This window comes from Brachybacterium massiliense (assembly GCF_900184245.1).
Classification (GTDB): domain Bacteria; phylum Actinomycetota; class Actinomycetes; order Actinomycetales; family Dermabacteraceae; genus Brachybacterium; species Brachybacterium massiliense.
The window spans coordinates 1,603,921-1,627,881 of the sequence record NZ_FXXB01000008.1; the positions used below are offsets into that span (position 1 = coordinate 1,603,921).

The window sequence follows — 23,961 nt, forward strand, 5'->3', positions numbered from 1 at the left end:
TGTGCGAGTGGTGGTGCAGGTCAGGACAGGTGCTGCCCGAGCTCCTTCATGAGGATCGAGAAGGAGATCGCGCCGGGATCCGGGGTGCCGAGCGACTTCTCGCCGAGCACGCGGGAGCGACCCAGGGCCGCGGTGATGTCCGCGGTGGCGTCTGCGGCCTGGCGGGCCGTGCCTGCAGCGGTGAGGATCGCCTCGGCGGCGTTCTCGCCGGTGAAGGCCTCGGCCAGCGCGGTGCGGAAGGGCGCGGCGGCATCGACCATGGTCTTGTCGCCCACCTTCGCGCCGCCCAGGCGCTGGATCGCGCTGATGCCGGCGTCGAGCGCGTCGATGATCGTGCGCGGCTCGCTGCCGGCCTGATCGTCGAAGACGCCGCCCGCGGCGATCAGCGCCGCGCCCCACAGTGCACCGGAGGTGCCGCCGGCGGATTCGGACCATGCGTCCCCGGCGCGGACCAGCAGGGTGCGTGCCCCGGCACCGGCCTCGAGCGCTGCCTTCGCGGCGGCCGCGGCGCCCTTGGTGCCATAGGCCATGCCCTGGCCGTGATCGCCGTCGCCCGCGATCGCGTCGATCCGGCCCAGCTCGGCCTCCTCGCGCGCGGCCACGGCCTCGAACAGGTCCAGCACGCCCGCGATCTTCTGCGCGGCCTGCCGGGACTCTTCGCTCGCGGCGGGCGTCTCGTCGGCGCCGGCCTGCCAGAACTCGGTGCGTCGCGGCCGCTCGACCTGCGGCATCGCGCCGCGGTGGAAGGCGGGGGTGTCCACGGGTGCGAGCCAGTGCTGCTCGAGCTCCTCGTCCAGGAACACCAGGGTCAGGGACAGCCCGGCCATGTCGAGGCTGGTCACCAGCTCGCCCACCTCGGGGCGCACTGGGGTGATGCCCGCGTTCTCGAGCAGCTCGGCGACCCGCTTGTAGACCACGAACAGCTCTTCGTACTTCACGGTGCCCAGGCCGTTGACCAGCACCGCTGCACGCCCGTTGTAGCCGCCCTCGCGGCGGGCCGGCTCCTCCTCGAGGATGCCCTTGACCAGCAGCTCGGCGATCTCGGCGGCGGTGCCGATCGGTTCGTCGCGCACGCCGGGCTCGCCGTGGATGCCCAAGCCTACGCCCATCTGCTTCTCGGGCACGTGGAACAGCGCATCCTCCGCACCGGGCAGGGTGGGGCCGTCGAAGGCGACGCCGAAGGACCGGGTGGCGTCATTGGCCTTCAGCGCGATCCGCTCGGCCTCGTCGAGATCCGCGCCGGCCTCGATCGCGGCGCCCGCGATCTTGAACACCGGCAGGTCACCGGCGATGCCGCGACGGTCGGCGTGGTTCTCGGGAGTGTTGGAGACGATGTCATCGCTGACCTTGATGATCCGCACATCGATGCCCTCAGCGCGCAGCTTCTCCGCCGCGCCGCCGAAGTGGAGCACGTCCCCGGCGTAGTTGCCGAAGCCGAGGATCACGCCGCCGCCGTTCTCCGCATTGCGTGCCACCGAGTAGACCTGCGAGGTCGACGGCGAGGCGAAGACGTTGCCGCAGGGGGCGCCGTGACCCATACCCGGGCCCACCCAGCCGGCGAAGGCGGGGTAGTGGCCGGAGCCGCCGCCGATCACCAGGGCGGGCTGGCCCTTCGGGGTCTCGGTCGCGCGCACCACGCCGCCGTGCACCACGGCCACGTGATCGGGATGGGCGAGGGCCAGACCCGTCACGGCGTCGCTGGCGAACTCGGCGGGATCGTTGAAGAGGTACGTCATCGTGGTTTCCTCCGGAGGCTGCCGCGGGGGACCGACGGCGCATGGTCGTGGGTGGTCGCGAGAGGTCTGCGACCCACGCTCGATCCTATAGGAAAGGTCGTGCGATGTGCAGGGCCCCGCATCGACAGCGGAATCATGCCGCCGTCACCTCGGGCGATCGTCGTGCCGCATTCGCTCCGACGGGCGACTGATCTGTCGGAATGCGTGATGAGGGGTGGCATCGGAGCCCTCGATCCTATAGGATCAGGAGCGTCACTCCCTGACCCCACGAAAGGACAACGATGTTCACCGCAGAGAACTGGCCGATCGGTGCCAACATGCTCGGCTTCGGCAACAGGACCTCGGACGGCACCCCGCTGCTGGAGGCCTCCTCGACGGTCTGGGCCTCCCAGCTGCGTCAGGTCAAGGAGCTCGGCGTCGACCAGGTCGACCCCACCGATGCCTGGCTGCCGCTCGCGAAGCTGAGCGATGAGCGGGTCGAGGAGTTCCGCCGCGTGCTCGACGGCGAGGGCATGTCCCTCTCCTCGATCTCCATGACCCGCAACTCCGTGGTGGACGTCGAGAACGGGGAGCAGAACCTCCGCGATGCCCACCGCTTCATCGAGCTCGCCCCGAGCTTCGGCGTGACTGTCGTGAACACCGGCTTCATGCAGGCCATCACCGAGAAGCAGGCCAAGGCCATCTGGTTCTGGCTCGAGGACGGCCACGTGGACGATCCGGCGCTGCGCGATCTCGCGATCGAGCGCGTGCGCGAGCTCGGCGACGCCGCGAAGGCGCTGGGCGTCCAGCTGAGCCTCGAGATGTACGAGGACACCTACGTGGGCACCGCGGACGAGGCGGTCTCCTTCATCACGGACGTCGACCACGACGCGGTGGGCCTGAACCCGGACCTCGGCAACCTGGTGCGCCTGCACCGCGAGGTCGAGCCCTGGGAGGACATGTTCGAGAAGGTCCTGCCGCACTCGAACTTCTGGCACATCAAGAACTACACCCGCGACTACGACCCCGCGACCGGCGCCTACTCCTCCGCGCCGATGCCGCTGAAGTACGGTTACATCAACTACCGCAAGGTGATCCGTCGTGCTCTCGAGCTCGGCTACACCGGGCCCTTCTGCTGCGAGCACTATGGCTCCGACTCGCTCGGCGTCATCGCGGAGAACGTGCACTACATCCGCCAGGTGCTGACCTCCGCCCTCGCCGACGACGTCGCCTGAACCGGCCCATCCCGTTCGAAGGAGAACCACGATGACCCTTGAGACCAGGACCATCCAGCCCTTCCCCGCTCAGCGCACCGCGCTGGTCACCGGCGCCGGGGCGCCCCGCGGCATCGGGCGGCGCGTGGTGCGCAAGCTCGTCGCCGAGGGATGGAACGTCGCCGCGGCCGACATCGACGGCGCGGCCGTCGAGGAGTTCGCGGCCGAGCTGAACGCCGAGATCCCCGCCGAGTCCGGCCTGAAGGTGATCGGCGTGGGCGTGGACATCAGCGAACAGGCCTCGGTCGATGCCGCCTTCGCGCGCGTCGATGCGGAGCTGCCGCAGCTGGTGGCGCTGGTGAACCTCGCCGGCATCCCCAGCCCTCACTCGATCCTCGAGATCACCTCGGAGATCTGGGACCGGGTCATGAACGTCAACGGCAAGGGCACCCTGCTGATGATGCAGGCCGCGGCGCAGCGCATGATCGACGGCGGCGTGGGCGGACGCATCGTCAACACCTCCTCGATCACCGCTCTCGACGGCGGAGGCACCTTCTCCAAGACCGGCTACGCCGCGGCGAAGGCCGCCGTGCAGGGCCTCACTCGCGGTGCCGCCCGCGAGCTGGGCGTCCACGGGATCACCGCCAACGTGATCCTGCCCGGCCCGATCGACACCGACATCATGGGCGGCACGCTGACCGACGAGCGCAAGGCCGGGATGAGCGCGAACATCCCCCTGCAGCGCGTGGGCCAGCCCGAGGAGGTCGCCGGCCTGATCAGCTTCCTGGTCAGCGAGGACTCCTCGTTCGTCAGCGGCACCTCGATCAACGTCGACGGCGGCAAGCACATGCACTGATCCGGCGGCGCCGGGGCTCGGCGGGCCCCGGCCTCACCGGCCGCCCCGCCCCGTCCCCGCAGATCTGTGAGGATGGGCGGGGCATCGCCGTACCATCCGGGCATCGTCGCCCGAACCCAGCAAGGAGCAGCACATCCATGGCCGACTCCCCACTCTCCGCCGCCCTCGAGTTCGCGAGGATGCTCGCCGCGGGCGGCTTCCGCCTGGATCCGCTGGACTCCGCCCCCTCGATCGAGGACATCCGCCGCCTGGCCCGGCGCCGTCTGCCCACCATGGCCTTCGACATCCTCGACGGCGCCTCCAACCATGAGCTCACGGCCGGCGAGAACGTCGCCGACCTGCGCGAGGTGCGCTTTCGGCCCCGCTGGCTCACCGACATCTCCACTATCGACGTCTCCACCGCCGTCGACGGCCAGGAGCTCGAGCGGCCCTACGTTCTCGGCCCGCTGGGTCTGCAGCGCATGATCGGCGGCGAGGGCGAGCTGGGCGCGGTGCGGGCCGCCGGAAGGGCGAACATCCCCTTCACCCTCTCCACCGCCTCGAACTGGACGATGGAGGAGCTCGCCGAGCAGGCCACCGGTCCGCTCTGGTACCAGCTGTACATGTACAAGAGCGAGCGCATCGTCTCGAACCTGATCCAGCGTGCGAAGGGCATCGGCGCCGAGGTTCTCGTGGTCACGGTGGACGTCCCGCTGAACGGCAAGCGCTACCGCGATCACCGCAACGGAATGTCCATCCCGCCCAGGATCACCCCGGCCAACGCGGTCCAGGCCGTGCGCCACCTGAATTGGACCCGCGCGATCATGCGCCCGCCGACGATCGGCTTCCGCAACCTCAAGGACGAGGTCCAGGGCGACAACGCCGTCTCCCACCAGGAGTTCGTCGCCAAGTATCTCGCGAACCTCACTCTGACCTGGGAAAGCATCGAGGACGTGCGACGGCAGTGGGACGGCCCCCTCTACCTCAAGGGGATCCTCACTCCCGAGGACGCCCAGCGCGCCCGACGGGTCGGGGCGGACGGCATCTACGTCTCCAACCACGGCGGTCGCCAGCTCGACTCCTCGCCCAGCACCATCCGTGCGCTGCCGAGCATCGTGGATGCGGTGGGCGAGGATATGACGGTCGTCTTCGACGGGGGTGTGCGCACCGGCGACGACATCGCCAAGGCGATCGCCGTCGGCGCGGACCTCGTCTCGATCGGCCGGGCCTGGGGCTACGGCAACGCCGCCGCCGGGGAGAAGGGTGTGCTGCGCGTGCTCGACATCCTCGACGGCGAGCTGTCTCTGGCGATGGGCCAGCTCGGCGCCACCAGCGTCCCCGCGCTGGATCGCAGCTTCGTGGAGTACCCCGAGGCATGGCACGGCGCGGGCATGCACCGCGAGCCCGAGCCCGCTGAGGCGGTCGAGGCGCCGGGCGAGCTCACGCCGTGAGGCGCCGTCGTGTGGTGACCCACAGCCCGATCCCCGCGACCGCCATCAGCACCAGCTGCGAGGCCATCGCCGCGCGGTAGTCCGCGAGGGTGGCTGCGCCGCCGCCGGTGCGCAGGTCCAGCACGATCCCGATCAGCAGCACGGACATCAGCGCGCCGGAGAACCCGCCGATGTTCACCATCCCCGTCGCGGTGCCGATCGCCCGGTGCGGCACCCCCGTGCGGGCGAGATCGAAGCCGACGGCGCAGATCGCGGAGCCGATCGCCATCGCCGTGAACAGGGGCACCAGCTGCCATGCCGTGAGCTGCTGCGGCATCAGCAGGGTCACAGCCCAGGTCCCCGTGAGGATCACCCCCGCGATCCAGCCCAGCAGCGGCCTGCGGTGCGGGAAGCGCCCTGTGAGCACCCCGATGAAGGGGCCCAGCGCCACCATCACCACCACGTTGAACGTCATCAGCGTGCCCACCTGGGCGGCGCCGATGCCGAGCGCTGTCATGTACGGCACCGCCCACATCAGCAGCGCGGAGTTCACGGTGGCCAGGCACATCCAGTGCACGAAGAAACCTGACCAGGCCGCGCGCGAGGTGAACACGTCCCGCAGCAGCTGACCGGGACGGGCCAGGGGCACGGGGGAGGCACCCGGCTGCTCGGGCGGCGAGTCCTGCACGAACGCGATCACCAGCAGCATGCCGAGCAACAGCAGAACGGCGAGCGACGCCCAGGCCGCGGTCCAGCCGGCGCTCAGCAGCAGCCCCAGGAAGGGCACGGCCGCCACGGCCTGACCGAACTGCCCGATCATTGTCGCGAGCTGCGTGAACACCGGCACCTGCCGGAAGGGGAACCAGGTGGCGATCAGCCGCACCACGCTGACCAGCGTGGCGGCATCGCCCACCCCGGTCAGCATCCGCGCCGCGAGGGCGGTGGGGATGTCCGTGGAAAGGGCAAGCAGAGCCTGCCCCGCAGTCATGGTCAGCGCGCCCAGCACCAGCATCCGCCGCGGCCCCAGGCGGTCCAGGAGCAGCCCGGCGGGGATCTGCGCGGCGGCGTAGGTGCCCAGCTGCACCACTCCGAACATGCTCAGCAGCGTTCCGTCGGCCCCGAAGCGTGCCGAGGCCTCGACGCTGGCCACGCCGAAGGCGGCGCGTCCGGAGACGGCGCAGAGATAGGCGAAGACACCGACCGCCCAGACGAGATGTGCGCGGGTGAGGCGGCGAGCGGGTCTCATGCGGTCTGTGCTCAGTTCACTGGAGGGGAAGGCGCAGCGGCCCGGGCCCCGGGGGAGGAGAGGGTCCGGACCGCTGGTCGCCGGCTCGGCGCCGGGACTGGAGGCGTCCGAGGGGCCCGCCGAGCGCTGTCCGGAGCGCGTCGGCGGCCTGTCGCCTTATGCCTATAGGATCTACCGGCCGCCCGGCCGGGTCAAGCGCGCCCGGCGCCACCCGATGGACAGCGCCCCCAGGCGCGGCGGCGTCGGACGGGCCGCGACACCCCGTACGAAGGGGGTTCCCCTTCTCGCAAATATCCAATAGGATTGCGTGGCATGAGTCCGATGCGTCGGAACGCTGCGGTGCACGCAGCCGCGACCGGCGCGATGGCAGCGGTGTCGTCCTTCGCGGCGGTGCCCACCTACTGACGAAGGAGTCCCCCTGATGACCATCTCCACCGTGACCATCGTCGGCGCCGGCTACATGGGCGGAGGGATCGCCCAGGTCCTCGCCATCGCCGGATTCGATGTGACCATCGCCGATGTGAGCGTCGAGAACGCCAACGCCTCCCTCGAGCGTCTCCAGAAGGAGGCCCGCGAGTTCGAGGAGCAGGGCCTGTACGCCCCCGGCTCCGCCGATCTCGTCGCGAAGAACATCTCCGCCGGCAAGACCATCGAGGAAGCCGTCGCGGACGTCGACTTCATCGAGGAGGCCGTGTTCGAGCGCATCGACGTCAAGCGCGACGTCCTCGCGAAAATCTCCGAGCACGCCCGCCCGGACGCCATCATCGGTACCAACACCTCGACCATCCCGGTCAAGGAGCTCGAGAGCGCCGTGAAGCACCCCGAGCGGTTCCTCACCGTCCACTTCTCCAACCCCGCCCCCTTCATCCCGGGCGTCGAGCTGGTCGCCGGCAAGGACACCACCCCCGAGGCGATCGCCGCGGTCAAGGAGCTGCTGGAGAAGTCCGGCAACCAGGGCGCGCAGGTCGCCGACACCCCCGGCATGGTGCTCAACCGCCTCCAGTACGCGCTGCTGAAGGAGGCCACCTCGGTGGTCGAGGAGGGCGTCGCCACCGCGGAGGATGTGGACACCATCGTCCGCACCACCTTCGGCTTCCGCCTCGGCTTCTTCGGCCCCTTCGCGATCGCTGACCAGGCCGGCCTGGACGTCTACGCGAACTGCTTCGTGACCTTCGAGGATGCCTTCGGTGATCGCCTCTCGACCCCGACGATCCTCACCGACTCCGTCGCGGCGGATCGCAAGGGCGTCAAGAACGGCAAGGGCCTGCTCGGCGACTACGACGAGGAGACCGCTGCGGAGCTGATCGCCTACCGCAACAAGGCCTACGCCAAGATGTCGCAGCTCCTCGCGGAGCTCGGCCCGGCCCCGAAGCCCACCCCCAAGAACCATCCACCCCGCGGGCACTGCCCGTCGGCCGGGCACCGCCGCCCGGGAACCGCGCTGAACGCTCGGGACCCGCGCACGAGCCCGGGTCCCGAGCGTTGCTGCTCGAGGCTCCCGACGGCGTGCGCCCGCCCGTCCTCTGGAGAACCCTCTCGTGGAAGAACTCGTCCTCGCGGAGCGGCCGGTCTGGCTGCTCCTGACGATCGCAGTGGTCGCGATCGCCCTGCTGCTGGTCCTGATCATCAAGACCCGCCTGCATGCCTTCTTCTCCCTGCTGATCATCGCGGTGGCCACCGGCCTCGCCGCGGGGATCGGGGTCGGCGACGTCATCGACGTGGTGATCGCCGGCTTCAGCACGACCGTCGGAACGGTCGCACTGCTGGTCGGCTTCGGCGCCGTGCTGGGAAGACTCATCGAGATCACCGGCGGCGCGCAGGTGCTCGCCGACAAGATGCTCGACACCTTCGGTGAGAAGCGCGCACCGCTCGCCCTCTCCGTCGCCTCCCTGATCTATGCCTTCCCGATCTTCCTCGATGCCGGCTTCATCGTGATGCTGCCGGTCATCTACACCGTGGCCCGCCGCCTCGGCGGCTCGTTCATGCTGTACGTGCTGCCCTCGATCGCGTCGTTCATGATGATGCACGCGCTGCTGCCCCCGCACCCCGGCCCCACCGCCGCCGCCACCGTGATGGGCGCCGACGTGGGCATGGTGATCATCGTGGGCCTGCTCATCGGCCTGCCCACCTGGTACTTCGGTGGCTACCTGGTTGCCCGCGCCATCGCCAAGCGCTTCCCGGACACCCCGGTCCCGGCCCTGCTCGGCGAGCCCCGGGAGATCCCGAAGGAGGAGCGCCCCGCCTTCGGCGCGATCCTCCTCGTCCTGCTGCTGCCGCTGCTGCTGATCTTCTTCAACACCGGCTTCTCCACCATGGAGAAGTCGGGGACGGTCACCGATGACAACGTCCTCTTCCAGCTCTCCCGCCTGATCGGCGCGACCCCGGTGGCCCTGGCCCTGTCCGCCCTGGCCGCGATGCTGCTGCTGTACGTGATCCCGAAGCGTCGCCGCGGCGAGAAGATCGGCGGCCTCCTCGAGGAGCTCGTGGACGACGCCCTGGCTCCGGTCTGCTCGATCATCCTGATCACCGGTGCGGGCGGCGCCTTCGGCCGCGTCCTCACCGAGACCGGCATCGGCGGCGAGGTCGCGAACGGCCTGGACGCCATGGGCCTGCCGCTCATCGTGGCCGCCTACCTGGTCACCATGGCGATGCGCATCGCGCAGGGCTCGGCCACCGTGGCCGCCACCACCGGTGCCTCGATCATGGCCCCGGCGATCATGGCCGGCGACTTCGGGGCGATCGCGGTCTCCGCCGTGGTCATCGCCATCGGCGCCGCCTCGATCGGCTGGTCGCACGTGAACGACTCCGGTTTCTGGCTGATCGGCAAGTTCTGCGGTTTCGACACCGTGACCACCTTCAAGACCTGGTCGGTCGTGGGCACCACCATCTCGCTGGTCGGCTTCGCGCTGTCGGCGGTGGTGTTCGTCGTCTTCGCATGACCTGTATCTGAGACAGTGAGGGCCGGTGCGTGATCACGCACCGGCCCTCGCCCGTCCCGCTCCACCCACCGTCTCTCGGAAGCAGGCCCCCGTGACCGTCGCCCCCTCCCGTCGTCTGCTGATCCTCGACGATGACCCCACCGGCTCGCAGTGCGTGGCCGGGATCGACGTCGCCTTCGACGAGGATCCCGCGATCCCGCTCGAGGTGCTGAAGGAGCCGGGCGATGCCTGCTTCGTGCTCACCAACACCCGCGCCCTGGACGAGGACGAGGCGGTCGCGATGAACCGCCGGATCGTGCGCGGTGTGCTCGAGGGCGGGATCCCCGCCGACGGCCTGCATGTGGTCTCCCGCTCGGACTCCACCCTGCGCGGCCACGTGATCGCCGAGCCCCTCGCGATCGCTGATGAGCTCTCCGCCCACGGCCTCGAGGTCGACGCCTTCGTGCTGTGCCCGGCGATGATCGAGGCGGGCCGCTTCACCGAGGGCGACATCCACTTCGCGACCGTCGAGGGGAAGGCCGTCGAGGTCGCCGAGACTGACTTCGCGCGCGATGCCACCTTCGGCTACACCCACTCCGACCTGCGCGAGTTCCTCGCCGAGCGCTCCGGCGGAACGATCGAGGCGAGCAGCGTGCTCAGCCTCTCCCTCGAGGACATCCGCACCGGCGGCCCCGCCCGCGTGCGCGAGCTGCTCGCCGGCGCCCGCGAGCGCACCTGGGTGGTCGTCAACGCCACCGAGTACTCCGACATGGAGGTCGTCGCCGAGGCGATGGCCCAGCTCGAGGCCGAGGGCCGCACCTTCGTCACCCGCTGCGCCCCCTCCTTCGTGCGCCCGCTGACCCGCCAGTCCGGCGCCCGCGTGGTCGACGGCCAGGCCATCACCATTCCCGGCGGGCGGCTCGACCACGGCCTGGTCGTGGTGGGCTCCCACGTCGGCCTGACCACCACGCAGCTGCGCGCCGTCCAGGAGCGCGGAACCCTCACCGAGTTCGAGATCCACGTCCCCTCCGTGCTCGACGAGCGCCGCGAGCAGCACCTCGAGGACCTCGCCGCCGCCGTGCGCGAGTCCCTCTCCACCAGCGACTGCGTCCTCTACACCAGTCGCGACCTGGTGCGCACCGACGATCCCGCCGAGTCCCTCGCGATCGCTCGCAGCGTCTCCGACGCCGTGGTCGAGGTGGTCCAGAAGGTGCGCGCGGTGCGGCCCGCCTGGGTGGTCGCCAAGGGCGGCATCACCTCCCACGAGGTTGCCGCGAACGGACTGGGGATCCGCCGCGCCCGCGTCGAGGGCCAGTTCTGGGCCGGGCAGGTCTCCCTGTTCTCCGCCCAGGAGGCCCCCGAGGAGGTGCTCGGCGCGCCGTACGTCGTGTTCCCCGGCAATGTGGGCGGCGCGCAGGCGCTCGCCGACGTCGTGGACACCCTCACCGACGCCGTCGCCGCCCGCTGACCCCCGCTCGCCCATCCACCACGCCGAGGAGCACATCATGACCACCGCCCCCACCTCCGTCGCCTGGATCGGTCTGGGCGCCATCGGCACCCCGATGGCCCGCACCGCCGCCGAGGCCGGATTCCCCGTCGCCGCCTTCGACCTGAACCCCGCCGCCCGCGACGCCCTCGCGGACGTCGCCACCCCGGCGCCCTCCGCCCGCGAGGCCGCCCGCGGCGCCGACGTGGTGGCCGTGATGGTCGCGACCCCCGCGCAGCTCGACGCCGTCCTCTTCGGCGAGGGCGGCATCGCCGAGGTGCTCACCGCCGAGACCACGCTGCTGATCATGGCGACCGTCGGTCTCGCCGCGATCGAGCAGACTCTCGCCGGTCTCGAGGGCATCACCGCTCGCGTGGTCGATGCGCCCGTCTCGGGTGGGGCCGCCCGCGCCGCGCAGGGCGACCTGCTGGTGATGGTGGGCGGCGCGGAGGCCGACGTCGCCGTCGTACGCCCCCTGCTCGACGCCCTCGCCTCGAATGCCCCCGTGGTGGGGCAGAAGCCCGGCGACGGCCAGCGCTTCAAGATCGTCAACCAGCTGCTGTGCGGCGTGCACATCGCCGCCGCCGGGGAGGCGCTCGCCCTCGCCGACTCGATGGGCCTGGACCTCGCCCAGGTCCACGAGGTGCTCGGCACCGGCGCGGCCGCGTCCTTCATGTTCGGCGACCGCGGCCAGCGCATGGTCGACGGCGCCTTCGACGACGTCCGCTCCGCGCTGACCATCTTCGTCAAGGACATGGGTCTGGTCGCCGAGGCCGCGCAGGAGGTGGGCCAGGAGGTGCCGCTCGCGAGCTCCGCCCAGCAGGTCTACCAGCGCGGCAGCGAGCTCGGCTGGGATCGCCGAGACGACTCGATCGTCTACGAGGTGCTGCGCGGCCGGGGCGACTGAACCCGCCGCGCGCCCACGAAGGGCGGCGCCGTGTCACGCTGCGGGGCGGTGTCATCGCCGACGAAAGTCGGTACCCGCCCCCTGCAGATCCTGATGGGATGGAACTGTCGGAGCCGAAGAACAGCGAAGGAGCGCGGCATGACAACGCCGGACCATCCGCAGGATCGCGGCGAGGGAGAGGCGGAGCCCTCGACCGCGGAGACGCCGCAGGCGCGTCGCGGCAGGTACGTCGGTGTGGGGATCGCCCTGGGCACGGGCCTGGGGAGCGCTTTCGGGGCGCTGTTCGGTCTGCTCGTCCTCGACAACATCGGGTTCGGCCTGCCGTTCGGCATGTGCCTGGGCGTCGCGATCGGCGCGGCGATCGGCTCCCAGCGCGCCGCGGCCGCCGATCGGGCGGAGGCGGGCGAGGACCCGACCGGGCCGGAGGCCGGCGCCATGAGGTGACGCTCAGTCGCGGGTGCGCACCCCGGTCACGCCTCCGTCGACCGAGAGGAGCACGCCCACGGTCGAGCGGTTGCGGGGCGAGGAGAGATAGCAGTGCGCCTCGGCGACCTCCTCGGGGGAGACCAGGCGCTTGTGGGGCTGGCGTGCCTCGAGCGCGGCCCGCTCGGCGGCGGGGTCGTCCGCCTTGTCCAGCAGGCGTCCCACCCACGGGGTGTCCGCGGTGCCGGGGAGCACGGCGTTGACGCGGATCCCCTCACCGACCAGGTCCGCCGCCATGGCGAGGGTCATCGACTGCACCGCGCCCTTGGTCGCGGAGTAGAGCACGCGCTGGGGCAGGCCCACCGCGGAGGCGATCGAGGCGGTGTTGACGATCGCGGCGTTCTCGGAGCGGCGCAGGTGGGGCAGGGCCGCGCGCACCACGCGGGCCACCGAGGTGACGTTGACGTCCAGCACTCGCGCCCATTCGGCGTCGTCGTTGCCTGCGACATCGCCCTGCGCGCCGATGCCGGCGTTGTTGATCACGATGTCGAGCCCGCCGAGCTGTGCGGCCGCGGCGGCCACCGCCTCGTCGACGCTCGCGGCATCGGAGACGTCGCAGCGCAGCCCGATCGTGCCCGCGGGAGCGGCCTCCGGGTGCAGATCCAGCACCGCGACCTGGGCGCCGCGGCCCATGAGGGCGTTGGCTGTGGCGGCGCCGATCCCGGAGGCGCCGCCGGTGACCAGGGCGCGCAGCCCGGAGAACTCGCCGCCAGCGGCCTCGGGCGTGGTCCGGCGCGATGGGGCAGGGGTGTGGGACACGGGGGCTCCTCGGAGGGTCAACGGGATGAACCTGCCTAGTCATCCTAACTCTCGCCGTGGTGGTTCCGTCCTGCTTCCGAGCTTCCTGGTTGTTTCTCCCCGTTTCGCGCGAAGGACTTGCCAACCATCGCACTAGACGTAGGATGAACTTCGTCGCCGTCTGGTCTCGGGTTCCCGTCGGCGGTGACCGTGAGAGCCCGAAGGAAACGGAGTGTCCGTGGAACTGCGACGTCTCGGCCCGGTGGGTCAGGAGAAACCGGCCGTCCTCGCTGAGGGAGTGACCTATCGGCTCGACGCGCTGACCGGCGACATCGACGGCGGCTTCCTCGCCGCGGGCGGCATCGAGACGGTGCGCGCGGCGCTCGCCGCCGGTGAGCTGCCCGTCTGGGAGGGCGCGGAGGCAGAGCGCATCGGCGCCCCCATCGCCCGCCCCGCCGCGGTGCTGTGCATCGGCCAGAACTACGCCGCCCATGCGGCGGAGTCCGGCGCCGAGCCGCCCGCCGTGCCGATCCTGTTCCACAAGCACCCCAACACCGTCGTCGGCCCCTTCGACGAGGTCGAGATCCCCCCGGGCGCGCAGAAGGTGGACTGGGAGGTCGAGCTGGGCGTCGTGATCGGTGCGGAGGCGGCGTACCTGCCCGATGAGCAGGCCGCGCTCGAGGTCATCGCCGGCTACGTCACCAGCCACGACCTCTCCGAGCGCGACTACCAGCTGGCCGAGTCCGGCGGGCAGTGGTCCAAGGGCAAGAACAGCCGCGGCTTCAACCCCGTCGGCCCCGGCCTGATCCCGGCCGACGCCGTGGACCCGCAGGCGCTGCGGCTCTGGTCGCGCGTGAACGGAGAGCCCCGCCAGGACTCCACCACCGCGGACATGATCTTCTCCGTCGCGCAGATCATCCATCACCTCTCGCAGTACATGGTGCTCTCGCCCGGTGACCTCGTGAACACGGGCACCCCGCAGGGCGTCGCCCTCTCCGGCCGCTTCCCCTACCTGCAGTCCGGGGACGTGGCCGAGGTGGGCATCGAGCACCTGGGCGCTCAGCGCACCCGATTCATCCCGGCCCGCACGGCCGCCTCCGAAGGGACCGCCCGATGAGCGTCTTCACCGCCCTGGACGTGAAGGACGTCCGGTTCCCCACCAGCCGCAGCCTCGACGGCTCGGATGCGATGAACCCGGATCCGGACTACTCCGCCGCCTACCTCACCCTGCGCACCGATGCGCCCGATGAGGGCACCGCGCTGGTGTTCACGATCGGCCGCGGCAACGACGTCCAGAGCGCCGCGATCTCCGTGCTCGCCCCGCACCTGGTGGGTCGCGACGTCGAGGAGACCCTCGCCGACCTCGGCGGGATCTACCGCGAGCTCACCCACGACTCGCAGCTGCGCTGGCTGGGCCCCGAGAAGGGCGTGATGACCATGGCGATCGGCGCCGTGGTCAACGCCCTGTGGGACCTGCGCGCCCGCCGCGAGGGCCGGCCCCTGTGGCTCACCCTCGCCTCCCTCGAGCCCGAGGAGCTGCTGGACCTGGTGGACCTGCGCTACCTCGAGGACGCGCTCACCCGCGAGGAGGCGCTGCAGATCCTGCGCCGCGGCGCCGAGGGCAAGGAGCAGCGCATCGCCGCGCTGCGCGATAAGGGCGTGCCCGCCTACACCACCACCCCCGGCTGGCTCGGCTACAGCGACGAGAAGCTCACCCGCCTGCTGCACGAGGCGCGCGAGGACGGCTTCGAGATGGTCAAGCTCAAGGTCGGGGCCGACGCCGCCGATGATGTGCGCCGCATGCGCATCGCCCGCGAGGTGATGGGCGAGGGCTACCCGATCGCGATCGATGCCAACCAGCGATGGGGCACCTCCGAGGCCATCCACGCGGTCCAGCAGCTCGGTCCCTATGACCCGTACTGGGTCGAGGAGCCCACCAATCCCGATGACGTGCTCGCCCACGCCGCGATCCGCGAGGGGGTGACCCCGGTGAGGGTGGCCACCGGTGAGCAGGGCTCGAACCGGGTGCTGTTCAAGCAGCTGCTGCAGGCGCGCGGCATCGACGTGCTCCAGGCCGACGCGACGCGCGTGGCCGGCGTCAACGAGAACATCGCGATCCTGCTGCTCGCGGCCAAGTTCGACATCCCTGTCTGCCCGCATGCGGGCGGCGTGGGGCTGTGCGAGATGGTCCAGCACCTGGCGTTCCTGGACGCGGTCGCGATCGCCGGGGACGATGAGCGTCGGCGCATCGAGTTCGTGGACCACCTGCACGAGCACTTCGAGGTGCCGGTGCGGATCGAGCGCGGTGCCTACATGCCGCCCGAGGAGCCCGGCAACGGCGCCCGCATGCACGAGCAGTCCATCGCCGACCACCTCTTCCCGGACGGTCCCGTCTGGGCGGGGGAGGAGCCTGCTCCCACCCTGACCGCCGCCTCCTGAGAGGAACGCCGATGGAACGGATCGCCCTGCACACCCGCATCGCCGAGGGGCACGAGGCCGACTACGACCGTGAGCACGCCCGGATCCCGGACGAGCTCGATGCCTCGCTGCGCCGGGCCGGGGTGCACGCCTGGCGGATCTGGCGGGACGGCCGCGACATCTTCCACGTGGTGGAGGTCGAGGACTACTCCGCGATGCGGCGCATGCTCGCCGAGGACCCGGCGAACCTGCGCTGGCAGGAGCACATCAACCAGTTCCTCGAGGTGGTCGACGACTACGGCGGGGAGGACTCCGGGATCCGTCCCGTCTGGTCCCTGCCGTCCCAGGGCCCCGCGGCGGGCCAGGCATGAGCCGCGCCGGCGTGCTCGAGCTGCCGCGGCTGGGCTTCGGTGCCGCGCAGCTCGGGAACCTCTACCGGGAGACCAGCGACGAGGAGGCCGACGGGGCGGTCAGCGCCGCCTGGGAGGCCGGGATCCGCTACTTCGACACCGCTCCCCACTACGGGATCGGCACCAGCGAGCGGCGGCTCGGCGAGCGTCTGGCGGGGTATCCGCGTGAGGAGTACCTGGTCTCCAGCAAGGTGGGCCGGCTGCTGCTGCCCGGGCCCGGTACCGGCGATGACATGGACAACGCCTTCGCCGTGCCCGATCACCATGTGCGCGAATGGGACTACTCCGAGGCCGGGGTGCGCCGCTCGCACGCCGAGTCCCTCGAGCGTCTGGGCCTGGACCGGGTGGACATCCTGTTCGCGCACGACCCGGAGGAGGGTCCCACCGAGCAGGCCTTCGCCGAGGGCCTGCCGGCGCTCGCCCGGATGCGGGACGAGGGCCTGGTGCGCGCCGTCGGCGTCGGCTCCAAGGACGCCGGCGTGCTGCTGCGCGCGGTGCGCACGGGCCTGATCGATCTGATCATGCTCTCGGGCCGCTACACCCTGCTCGAGCAGAACGGGGCCGACGAGCTGCTCGAAGCGTGCCTCGAGCACGGCGTGGGCATCGTCGCGGTCTCCGTGTTCAACTCGGGGCTGCTCGCCCAGCACCAGGTGCCGGACACCGCGACCTACGAGTACACCCAGGCCCCGGCCGCGCTGCTGGAGCGGGCCCGCGAGCTCGCCGGCATCGCCGAGAAGCATGGCGCGACCCTGCCCGATCTCGCCGTCCAGTTCCCGCTGCGCCATCCCGCGGTGCGCTCGGTGGTGCTGGGCATGCGCACCGCCGCCCAGGTGCGCTCGAACGCCGAGCGGATGGGCGCGCCGATCCCCGAGGCGGCCTGGGAGGACGTGGCCCGCACGGCGGTGCCCGGATGAGCGCCGAAGGCCCGACGGGCGCCGACGGGCAGGCGGGCGCCGACGCCGCGATGAGCGCTGACGTCGCTGCCGACGCGCACCTCCCGGTCACCGACGCCCACCTGCACCTGTGGGATCTCGGCGCGAGCCCTTACGCCTGGCTCGCCGGGGCGCCGGCCCCGCTGCGCCGCACGGTGTCGATCGAGGATGTGCGCGATGAGCTGCGTGCTCGCGGCGTCACCCGCGTGATCCTGGTGCAGGCCGACGACACCGCCGAGGACACCGCCCACCTGCAGGCCACTGCCCGCGCGATCGAGGCCCACGCTGCGGAGACGGGCGCCGGGATCGACCGCGCCGACGTGGTGGGCTGGCTGCCGCTGATGGATACAGGCGCCGTGCGCGCCGCGCTCGCCGATCCGGCCCGCACCGCCCACCTGGTGGGGGTGCGGCACCTGGTCCACGACGATCCCGACCCCGGGTTCCTGGACCGCCCCGACGTGGCCCGCTCCCTCGACCTGCTCGCCGGCGCCGGCCTGCCGCTGGATGTCCCCGACGCCTTCGAGCGGCACATGGCGCAGGTGGTGCGCGTGGCCCAGCGTCATCCCGGGCTCACCGTGGTGCTCGACCACCTGGGCAAACCCCCGCTCGGCGACGCCGCGGCGATGGTGCGCTGGCGTGAGCAGATCGAGGCGATCGCGGCCTGCCCGAACGTGGTCGCGAAGGTCTCCGGGCTCGCCACCAGCGGGAATGGCGACTTCACCGAGGCGGTCGAGGTCGCCGTGGAGCTGTTCGGACCGCAGCGGCTGATGGTCGGCTCGGACTGGCCGATCGCGCCGACGCCCCTGGACCTCGGCAGCGGCTTCGCGCCGCTGCTCGCCCAGGTGCGCGAGCGCGAGGAGGGCGCCGCGCGCGCGATGCTGCACGGCACCGCGGCGCGGATCTACCGCCGGCTCGGCGAGCAGATCCCCTCGTCCGACTGAGCCGGTCGGCACCGTTGCATCCGGCCGGTGACCGGCCCCGTCGGGCCGATCAGACGCATCCCTGCCTCAGCGCCGGTCCTCGATCTCGAGCAGACTCGCGGCGCTCTCGATCTCCTCGACCTCGGGGCGCTCCTTCTCCATCCGCTCGATGTACGGCTGGGCCCGCTGGACCTGCTGCTCGAGGCTGTTGACCGTGGTCAGGAAGTTCTCGTTGGCCTTGGTGCGGAAGGCGTCGATCCCGTCCATCGTGGTGAACAGGTTGTCGAAGGCCTTCTGCAGCGTCTCGGGGGAGACGCCCGAGGTCGCGGCCTGCTCCTGGATCTTCAGCGAGTTGTCCGCGAGCATCTGCGAGGTGCGGCCGATCAGGTCGTCGGTGGTGCGGTTGACCGCGTCGATCTGGTCCAGCACGATCTTCTGGTTCTCGAGCGCCTGCGCGGTGATCACGGCGGTGCGCAGCGCGGTCACCGTGGTGGTGCGGGCCCGCTCCACACCCTGCTGGAGCTTGGTGTTGTTGTCCTCGATCAGGCCCATCGACAGGTAGGCCTGCACGGTCACGGCGATCTGGGTGGCCACGTCCTGGCGGCGCTGGCGCACCGCGAACAGCACGTCGCGCTCCATTGCGTCGGCCTCCTGCGCCTTGCCCTCGGCGCGCAGCTGCTCGGCCCGGCGCACCGTGCGGTCATCCAGCAGGTTCAGCAGGTACGCCGCCTTCTGCAGCGCACCGAGGTCCTCCCACAGCCCGCGCCGCTCGACAGCCAGCTCGGCGTTGTCCTTCTGCAGCATCTCCTGGCCGCGGCTGAGCGCACCGAGCACCTCGTCCAGCTGGTCCTGGTTCGACTCGAAGTTGCGGAAGTAGCGCTTGGCCAGGTTGCGGCCGGGCAGCCAGCCCAGCGCCTTCTCGGCGAAGGTCTCCTCCTTCGGGGCGAGGTCCTCCATGGTGGTGCGCAGCTCGGAGAGGGACTTCGCGACCGAGGCCTGCGCGTTCCCCTTCTCCTTCGACTCCCGCAGCGACTGCTGCATGAAGCGGGAGGAGGTCTGGCTGGTGCGCTCGAAGGTGCGGCGCGCGACCGCCCCCAGTGCGTTGACCTGGGCGGTGAACTCCTGGGAGTGAGGGTTCAGGCCCGAGACCTGATCCACCCAGGCGTCGGCCCGCTGCTCGAGCTCCTGTTGCTGCTCGGCGGGCAGGTCGGGCAGCACCGAGACGGCGTCGTCGTCGCTGATCTGCTCGACCGGCTCGGCGGGCGTGATCTCCTCGGCGGGGGTGGGCGGCTGCAGCTTGTCCATCGGGGCCTCCTGGGCAGTGCGGTTTGTGGAAGTCGGTGCGGGGACGGTGTGGTCCGGGACGTCAGACGTCGATGATCGGGTTCAGGTGCTGATCGGCGAAGCGGGTGCGCAGGAACTCCGAGTGCACCTCGAGGGAGCGGGAGACCCCGCCCACGATGTCGCGCTCGATCTGCTCGACCCCCTCGGCCAGCACGTTCAGCTGACGGTCGATGCTGCCGAGGTTATCCAGCGCCTCCTGGCGAGCGGATCCCTCGAAGGTCTGCAGAAAGCCGAGGGTGTCGCTCGCGGCGTCGACCAGCTCGGGCACATAGCGGCTGGCCATTCCCTCGAGCATCGTGACCTCGCCCGAGGAGGGGCGCAGCGACTGCAGCTGCTCGGAGCCCACCAGCGCATCGATCCGGGTGAGCAGGGACTGCACATCGTCGAGCACCTCGGTCGCGGCGGGCACCACGGCCTGCGGGCGCAGGCGGGTGAGGCGCTCGCGCGTGGTGGCGTCGGCCTCGAGGATCCGCTCGAGCACGGCGCGGGTGCCCTCGGGCACCGTCTCGCCCAGCAGCGCGGGATCCTTCTCGCGGCGCGGGGCGTTCAGCACCAGCGCGCTCCCGCCGAGGGTCAGTGCGCCGACGCCCGCCGCGGCGCCGAGCACCGGCAACGGCCCTGCGAGCGCTGTGCCGAGCCCCACCACGACCGTCGCGATCGCCGCGAGACCGCCCAGCAGCAGCGGCGCGCCGACGCGCACCAGCGGGGAGCGGCCCGGGCGACCGACGCTCTTCGAGCCGGGGGAGTGGACCTTCCCCTCGAGCGGTTTCTGGACCGGTCCCCACAGGTCCCGGCGCTCCGCGGTGGCCTTCCAGGGCAGATCCTGATCGCCGGGGGCGGGGGTGCGCGGCCCGGTGGAGGGAGAGGGGGAAGCGGGCGCGAAGGGGTCGGGGAACCTGCCGTTCCCGTCGTGCGGCCGCTCGGCCGACGGATCGTGTCCTGCGCTCACCGGTTCCCGCTGTCCTCCTCGAGGCGTGGACGATGCCCGGCACGGAGAAGGGGAGGAGCAGTGCTGACACTGCTCCGGGCACCGTGCGCGCCTCGTCCTGGGCGTGTCGAAAGGTTATCGCGAGCCGCTGGACGCCGCCCGGGGATTCGCCGGGCGCGAACTCAGACCTGCGCCACCTGCTGCCAGCTCCGCGATGCCGCCGAGCGCATGATCGCCTCGCAGACCTCCGCGGCGGCGAGCCCATCGGCCGTGCTCGGCGCCAGGTGCGTGCCGCGGGTGGCGTCCGAGAGGAAGGCCGCCGCCTCGATCGTCTTGAGGTCGTCGAAGCTCATCGGGATGCCGGGGCCCGGCTGGAATCGGGCGTAGTCGCCGTGGCCGGGGGCGGCGAGCACGGTGGTGTAGCCGTGCTCGGTGCCGCCTTCGCCGATCATCACCTCGAACTCGTTCATGCGGGTGAAGGACCAGCGCGCCGAGCCCTCGGTGCCGAACACCTCGAGCGCGTAGTCGCTGCGGTGCCCGCGCGCCACCCGCGAGGACTCGAGCGTGGCATGCGCGCCGTGGGACAGCGTGCCGAGCGCCGCCACCCAGTCCTCGTTCCGCACCGGGCCGCGCTCGTTCCCGATCTCGAAGCCGCCGTGGCCCACCCCGAGCTTGGTGGGGATCGGACGCTCCGGGATGAACACGTCCGAGGTGGCGGTGACCTCGGTGAGACGCTGCCCGGTCACGTGCTGGACCAGATCCGCGCCGTGCGAGAGCAGGTCGCCGATCACTCCGCTGCCGCCCTTGTCCCGGTCGTAGCGCCAGGTCAGCGGACTGTCGGGGGAGGAGGCGTAGTCGGCGATCAGCCAGCAGCGCACATTGGTGATCCGCCCCAGCCGTCCCTGCGCGATCATCTCGCGCAGATGTGCGATCGCGGGGGCGTGGCGGTAGTTGAAGCCGACGGCGGTGGCGATCCCGGCCCCGTCCCGCGCGGCTGCGGCGGCGTCGTGGATCTCCCGGGACTGCGCCGCGGAGACTCCCATCGGCTTCTCGATCCAGAACGGCTTGCCGGCCCGGGCTGCGGCGACGGCGAAGTCGCGATGCAGGAAGTTCGGCGAGCAGATCGAGACGACGTCCACCGCGGGATCGGCGAGCACCTCCTCGATGCCCGGGGCCGCCCGTTCGAAGCCGAACTGCTCCGTGGCGGCCTGCTGGTTCTCCTGGATCGGGTCCGCGGCCACCACCAGGCGGGGACGGATCCCGAGCTCGGGGAAGCGGGAGGGGAGGCGCTGGTAGGAGGAGGCGTGCAGCCGCCCCATCCACCCCAGGCTCACCAGGCCGATGCCGATCTCACGCATGGGTGTGCTCCTTCGTCAGGGGCTGCCCCGGACGGCTCCAGCTCACTTGATGCCCAGGCCGCACTCGGCCAGGAACTCACGGGTGGCGATCGCGTTGGGCAGCGGCAGCGCGGGGTCGCAGGGGTAGAGGTCCTGCTCGCAGATCACGTACAGCTCACGGTCCAGGGTGGTGAGCTTCTGGACCAGGTCGCGCATGTCCGGCAGCCCCGCCGGTGGCCGTACCGAGGCGCCCTTGGCCACGGCCTCGCCGAAGGGCCAGTCCTTCTCGTGCGCCTCACGGGTGATGTCCGGATCGAAGGCCTTGATGTGGACGTAGCCGATCCGCTCCGGGTACTCCTCGATCATCAGCACCGGGTCCCCGCCGCCGTAGACGATGTGGCCGGTGTCCAGGCAGAAGCTCACCAGCTCCGGATCGGTGGCCTCGAAGACCCGCGCGATCTCCTCCGGGGTCTCGATGTGGCTGTCCCCGTGGGGGTGCAGCACCATCGTCAGCCCGTAGTCCTCCTTGAGCAGCTTGCCCAGGCGGTTGGCGTTGGTGACGTAGAGCTTCCACGCCTCCCCGGTCAGCTCCCGGTCATCGGTGAACTCCCAGGTCTTGTCATCCCGGTACAGCGGCGGCAGATGCACCATGTACTCCGCGCCCACCGCGGCATGGGTCTCGGCGATCGCCCGGAAGGTGCGCTCGGTCTCCGCCCATGCCTCCTCCTTGTGCAGCACGCCCCAGCCGGTGCCGGCCACGACGCGGAAGCCGTGCTCGTCCATCACGGACTGCAGCTGCTTCGCATCCTGGGGGAAGTAGCCCCAGGGGCCGGTCTCCATCACGGAGAAGCCCGCCTGCGCCATCTCCGCGAGCGCCGTGCGCCAGGGGATCTGCTTCTCGTCCTCGGGGAACCACACGCCCCACTGGTCGGGGCACACCCCGATGGTGAGCTTGTCGAACGGCGGCTCGGGATTGCGGGACCTGTCAATGCGCGGGGAGGTGGTCGCGGCGGTGGAGGTCATGCGGGCTTCTCCTTCGAAGGGGTGGGCGATGCAGGTCGGGCGGCGGCGCAGCGAACAGTCTGCTGGCGAACCACTTTCGAGGCCGAAGTGGTTCGCCAGCGGGCTGTTGGTCCCGTGTCGCGGCGCCGCGCCCCGGCCGGTCAGTCGTGGGTGGGGAAGCTCATCGAGCTCTCGACGGTCTCGTTCTGGGAGGGCCAGCGAGTGGTGACGGCCTTCTGGCGGGTGTAGAAGCCGACGCCCTCGGGGCCGTGGGCGTGGTGCTCGCCGAACAGCGAGTCCTTCCAACCGCCGAAGGAGTAGTAACCCACGGGCGTGGGGATCGGGACGTTGATGCCGATCATGCCGACGGTGACCTCGTCCTCGAAGCGGCGCGCGTAGTGGCCCGAGTCGGTGAAGATCGCGGTGCCGTTGCCGAAGGGCGAGCCGTTGACCAGTGCGATCGCCTCGTCGAAGTTGTTCACGTGCATCACCACCAGCACCGGTCCGAAGACCTCCTCGGTGTAGGTGGGGTGGTCGGCGGCGAGATCGGTGATGACGGTGGGGCCCACGAAGTTGCCGTTCTCGTAGCCCTCGACCACCAGGCCGCGTCCGTCCACCACGATGGTGGCGCCGGCCTGCTCGGCCTCGTCGGTCATGCGGATCACGCGGTCGCGGGCCTCCGGGGTGATGACCGGGGGCATGTCCGTGCTCGGATCATCGCCCGGGCCCACTGTCAGCTTCTCCGCCTCGGCCTTGATCGCTGCGAGGAAGGCCTCGTGGGAATCGCCCACGGTCACGGCGACAGGGACGGCCATGCAGCGCTCGCCGGCGGAGCCGAAGGCGCCCGAGGCGACCTGCGAGGCGGCGAACTCGATGTTCGCATCCGGCATCACCACCGCGTGGTTGTTCGCCCCGCCGAGGGCCTGGACGCGCTTGCCGGCCGCGGAGGCAGTGGCGTGGACGTGCTTGGCGATCGGGGTGGAGCCCACGAAGGACACCGCGGAGACGCCGGCGTGGGTGGAGAGCGCATCGACCACGGTCTTGCCGCCGTGGACCACCTGGAACACGCCGTCGGGCAGCCCGGCCTCCTGGTAGAGGCGGGCCACGATGTTCGAGGCGGAGGGATCGCGCTCGGACGGCTTGAGGATGAAGGCGTTGCCGGTCGCGATCGCGATCGGGTGCATCCAGAACGGGACCATGGCCGGGAAGTTGAACGGCGTGATCCCGGCGACCACGCCGAGCGGCTGGCGCAGGGTGTGGGAGTCGACCCCGGTGGAGACGTTCTGGGAGAAGCCTCCCTTGAGGTCCTGGGTGATGGAGGTGGCGAACTCGAGGGTCTCCAGGCCGCGGGCGATCTCGCCCTTCGCATCGGCGAGGGTCTTGCCGTGCTCGCGGGAGATGACCACCGCGATCTCGTCGGTGTGATCGATCATCAGCTGACGCATGCGGTAGAGGATCTGGGTGCGCTTGGCCAGCGAGACCCTGCCCCAGTCGGCCTGCGCGGCGGCGGCGACCCGGACGGCCTGGTCGACGGTCGCGGCATCGCCCAGGTGAAGAGTGCCGACCTCGCCGCCGGTGGCGGGGTTCATGATCGGCTGGGTCTGCCCGGACTCGCCCGCGGTCTCGCGGCCATCTATCCAGTGCATGATCTCGTATCCCATGGGTATCTCCTTGCGGGTGGGGCTGTCAGGGGGTCTC

20 protein-coding genes and 1 pseudogene are annotated in these 23,961 nt (G+C 71.1%); 13 read left to right on the top strand and 8 right to left on the bottom strand.

The genetic code is table 11. The annotated features are described in order from the left end of the window. Positions 1 to 20 precede the first annotated feature (20 nt). Positions 21 to 1,736: a dihydroxyacetone kinase family protein gene (locus BN4251_RS17240; protein ID WP_087486216.1), complete on the bottom strand. Its 1,716-nt coding sequence runs from the start codon at positions 1,734 to 1,736 to the stop codon at positions 21 to 23. 281 nt (positions 1,737 to 2,017) lie between these two features. Between BN4251_RS17240 and BN4251_RS17245 the strand changes: the two genes are divergently transcribed. The 3 genes from BN4251_RS17245 to BN4251_RS17255 all read left to right on the top strand — a co-directional run bounded on the left by BN4251_RS17245 (position 2,018) and on the right by BN4251_RS17255 (position 5,215). Beyond that, positions 2,018 to 2,950 carry a sugar phosphate isomerase/epimerase family protein gene (locus BN4251_RS17245; RefSeq protein ID WP_087486217.1) on the top strand — a complete coding sequence of 311 codons (933 nt, stop codon included), beginning with the start codon at positions 2,018 to 2,020 and terminating at the stop codon, positions 2,948 to 2,950. Between the two features lie 31 nt (positions 2,951 to 2,981). Then, a complete protein-coding gene (locus BN4251_RS17250) occupies positions 2,982 to 3,785 on the top strand; it encodes an SDR family NAD(P)-dependent oxidoreductase (RefSeq protein ID WP_087486218.1) in 804 nt (267 codons plus the stop codon). 137 nt (positions 3,786 to 3,922) lie between these two features. Next, the gene (locus BN4251_RS17255) at positions 3,923 to 5,215 is read left to right on the top strand and encodes an alpha-hydroxy acid oxidase (RefSeq protein ID WP_087486219.1); all 1,293 of its coding nucleotides are present in this window, start codon (positions 3,923 to 3,925) and stop codon (positions 5,213 to 5,215) included. Here the strand turns inward: BN4251_RS17255 and BN4251_RS17260 are convergent. Further along, on the bottom strand, positions 5,205 to 6,440 hold the full coding sequence (locus tag BN4251_RS17260) for an MFS transporter (protein WP_087486220.1): 1,236 nt from the start codon (positions 6,438 to 6,440) through the stop codon (positions 5,205 to 5,207). The two genes, BN4251_RS17255 and BN4251_RS17260, sit on opposite strands and share 11 nt — an antisense overlap. Positions 6,441 to 6,861: 421 nt before the next feature. On the opposite strand from BN4251_RS17260, the pseudogene BN4251_RS17265 reads away from it, so the two are divergent. The 5 genes and pseudogenes from BN4251_RS17265 to BN4251_RS18510 all read left to right on the top strand — a co-directional run. Then, positions 6,862 to 7,818, top strand: a pseudogene (locus BN4251_RS17265) (3-hydroxyacyl-CoA dehydrogenase family protein); the annotation flags it as partial. A 160-nt stretch (positions 7,819 to 7,978) separates the two neighbouring features. Then, complete coding sequence (locus BN4251_RS17270) at positions 7,979 to 9,379, top strand: GntP family permease (protein ID WP_087486221.1); 1,401 nt, start codon at positions 7,979 to 7,981, stop codon at positions 9,377 to 9,379. A 91-nt stretch (positions 9,380 to 9,470) separates the two neighbouring features. After that, on the top strand, positions 9,471 to 10,826 hold the full coding sequence (locus tag BN4251_RS17275; RefSeq protein ID WP_087486222.1) for a four-carbon acid sugar kinase family protein: 1,356 nt from the start codon (positions 9,471 to 9,473) through the stop codon (positions 10,824 to 10,826). Between the two features lie 37 nt (positions 10,827 to 10,863). Further along, the gene (locus tag BN4251_RS17280; protein WP_087486223.1) at positions 10,864 to 11,751 is read left to right on the top strand and encodes an NAD(P)-dependent oxidoreductase; all 888 of its coding nucleotides are present in this window, start codon (positions 10,864 to 10,866) and stop codon (positions 11,749 to 11,751) included. 138 nt (positions 11,752 to 11,889) lie between these two features. Continuing rightward, on the top strand, positions 11,890 to 12,195 hold the full coding sequence (locus BN4251_RS18510; RefSeq protein WP_087486224.1) for a glycine zipper domain-containing protein: 306 nt from the start codon (positions 11,890 to 11,892) through the stop codon (positions 12,193 to 12,195). Between the two features lie 3 nt (positions 12,196 to 12,198). Here the strand turns inward: BN4251_RS18510 and BN4251_RS17290 are convergent, their stop codons facing one another. Next, the gene (locus BN4251_RS17290; protein WP_087486225.1) at positions 12,199 to 12,993 is read right to left on the bottom strand and encodes an SDR family NAD(P)-dependent oxidoreductase; all 795 of its coding nucleotides are present in this window, start codon (positions 12,991 to 12,993) and stop codon (positions 12,199 to 12,201) included. A gap of 217 nt (positions 12,994 to 13,210) precedes the next feature. Here BN4251_RS17290 and BN4251_RS17295 point away from each other — a divergent pair, with 217 nt between their 5' ends. From BN4251_RS17295 to BN4251_RS17315, 5 genes are read left to right on the top strand one after another with little or no spacing between them, the layout of a single operon-like run. After that, entirely contained in the window at positions 13,211 to 14,089 is an 879-nt protein-coding gene (locus tag BN4251_RS17295) for a fumarylacetoacetate hydrolase family protein (protein WP_170932016.1), read from the top strand. Further along, positions 14,086 to 15,411, top strand: a complete 1,326-nt coding sequence (locus BN4251_RS17300) for an enolase C-terminal domain-like protein (RefSeq protein ID WP_087486227.1) — start codon at positions 14,086 to 14,088, stop codon at positions 15,409 to 15,411. The genes BN4251_RS17295 and BN4251_RS17300 overlap by 4 nt, the downstream gene beginning before the upstream one ends. Before the next feature lie 11 nt (positions 15,412 to 15,422). Further along, a complete protein-coding gene (locus BN4251_RS17305; protein WP_087486228.1) occupies positions 15,423 to 15,761 on the top strand; it encodes an L-rhamnose mutarotase in 339 nt (112 codons plus the stop codon). Then, positions 15,758 to 16,714 carry an aldo/keto reductase gene (locus BN4251_RS17310; RefSeq protein WP_087486229.1) on the top strand — a complete coding sequence of 319 codons (957 nt, stop codon included), beginning with the start codon at positions 15,758 to 15,760 and terminating at the stop codon, positions 16,712 to 16,714. Before BN4251_RS17305 ends, BN4251_RS17310 begins: the two co-directional genes overlap by 4 nt. Then, positions 16,711 to 17,673 carry an amidohydrolase family protein gene (locus BN4251_RS17315; RefSeq protein ID WP_245810406.1) on the top strand — a complete coding sequence of 321 codons (963 nt, stop codon included), beginning with the start codon at positions 16,711 to 16,713 and terminating at the stop codon, positions 17,671 to 17,673. Before BN4251_RS17310 ends, BN4251_RS17315 begins: the two co-directional genes overlap by 4 nt. 66 nt (positions 17,674 to 17,739) lie before the next feature. Here BN4251_RS17315 and BN4251_RS17320 read toward each other — a convergent pair whose 3' ends face one another. The 5 genes from BN4251_RS17320 to BN4251_RS17340 all read right to left on the bottom strand — a co-directional run bounded on the left by BN4251_RS17320 (position 17,740) and on the right by BN4251_RS17340 (position 23,924). Beyond that, positions 17,740 to 18,957: a toxic anion resistance protein gene (locus BN4251_RS17320; protein ID WP_087486230.1), complete on the bottom strand. Its 1,218-nt coding sequence runs from the start codon at positions 18,955 to 18,957 to the stop codon at positions 17,740 to 17,742. Positions 18,958 to 19,018: 61 nt separating this feature from the next. Next, positions 19,019 to 19,945, bottom strand: coding sequence for a hypothetical protein (locus tag BN4251_RS17325; protein WP_087486231.1), 927 nt, complete (start codon positions 19,943 to 19,945; stop codon positions 19,019 to 19,021). Positions 19,946 to 20,106: 161 nt separating this feature from the next. Continuing rightward, entirely contained in the window at positions 20,107 to 21,282 is a 1,176-nt protein-coding gene (locus tag BN4251_RS17330) for a Gfo/Idh/MocA family protein (protein ID WP_087486232.1), read from the bottom strand. A 42-nt stretch (positions 21,283 to 21,324) separates the two neighbouring features. Further along, entirely contained in the window at positions 21,325 to 22,284 is a 960-nt protein-coding gene (locus tag BN4251_RS17335; RefSeq protein WP_170932017.1) for a TIM barrel protein, read from the bottom strand. Between the two features lie 140 nt (positions 22,285 to 22,424). Beyond that, positions 22,425 to 23,924, bottom strand: coding sequence for a CoA-acylating methylmalonate-semialdehyde dehydrogenase (locus tag BN4251_RS17340; RefSeq protein WP_087486233.1), 1,500 nt, complete (start codon positions 23,922 to 23,924; stop codon positions 22,425 to 22,427). Positions 23,925 to 23,961 lie beyond the last annotated feature (37 nt).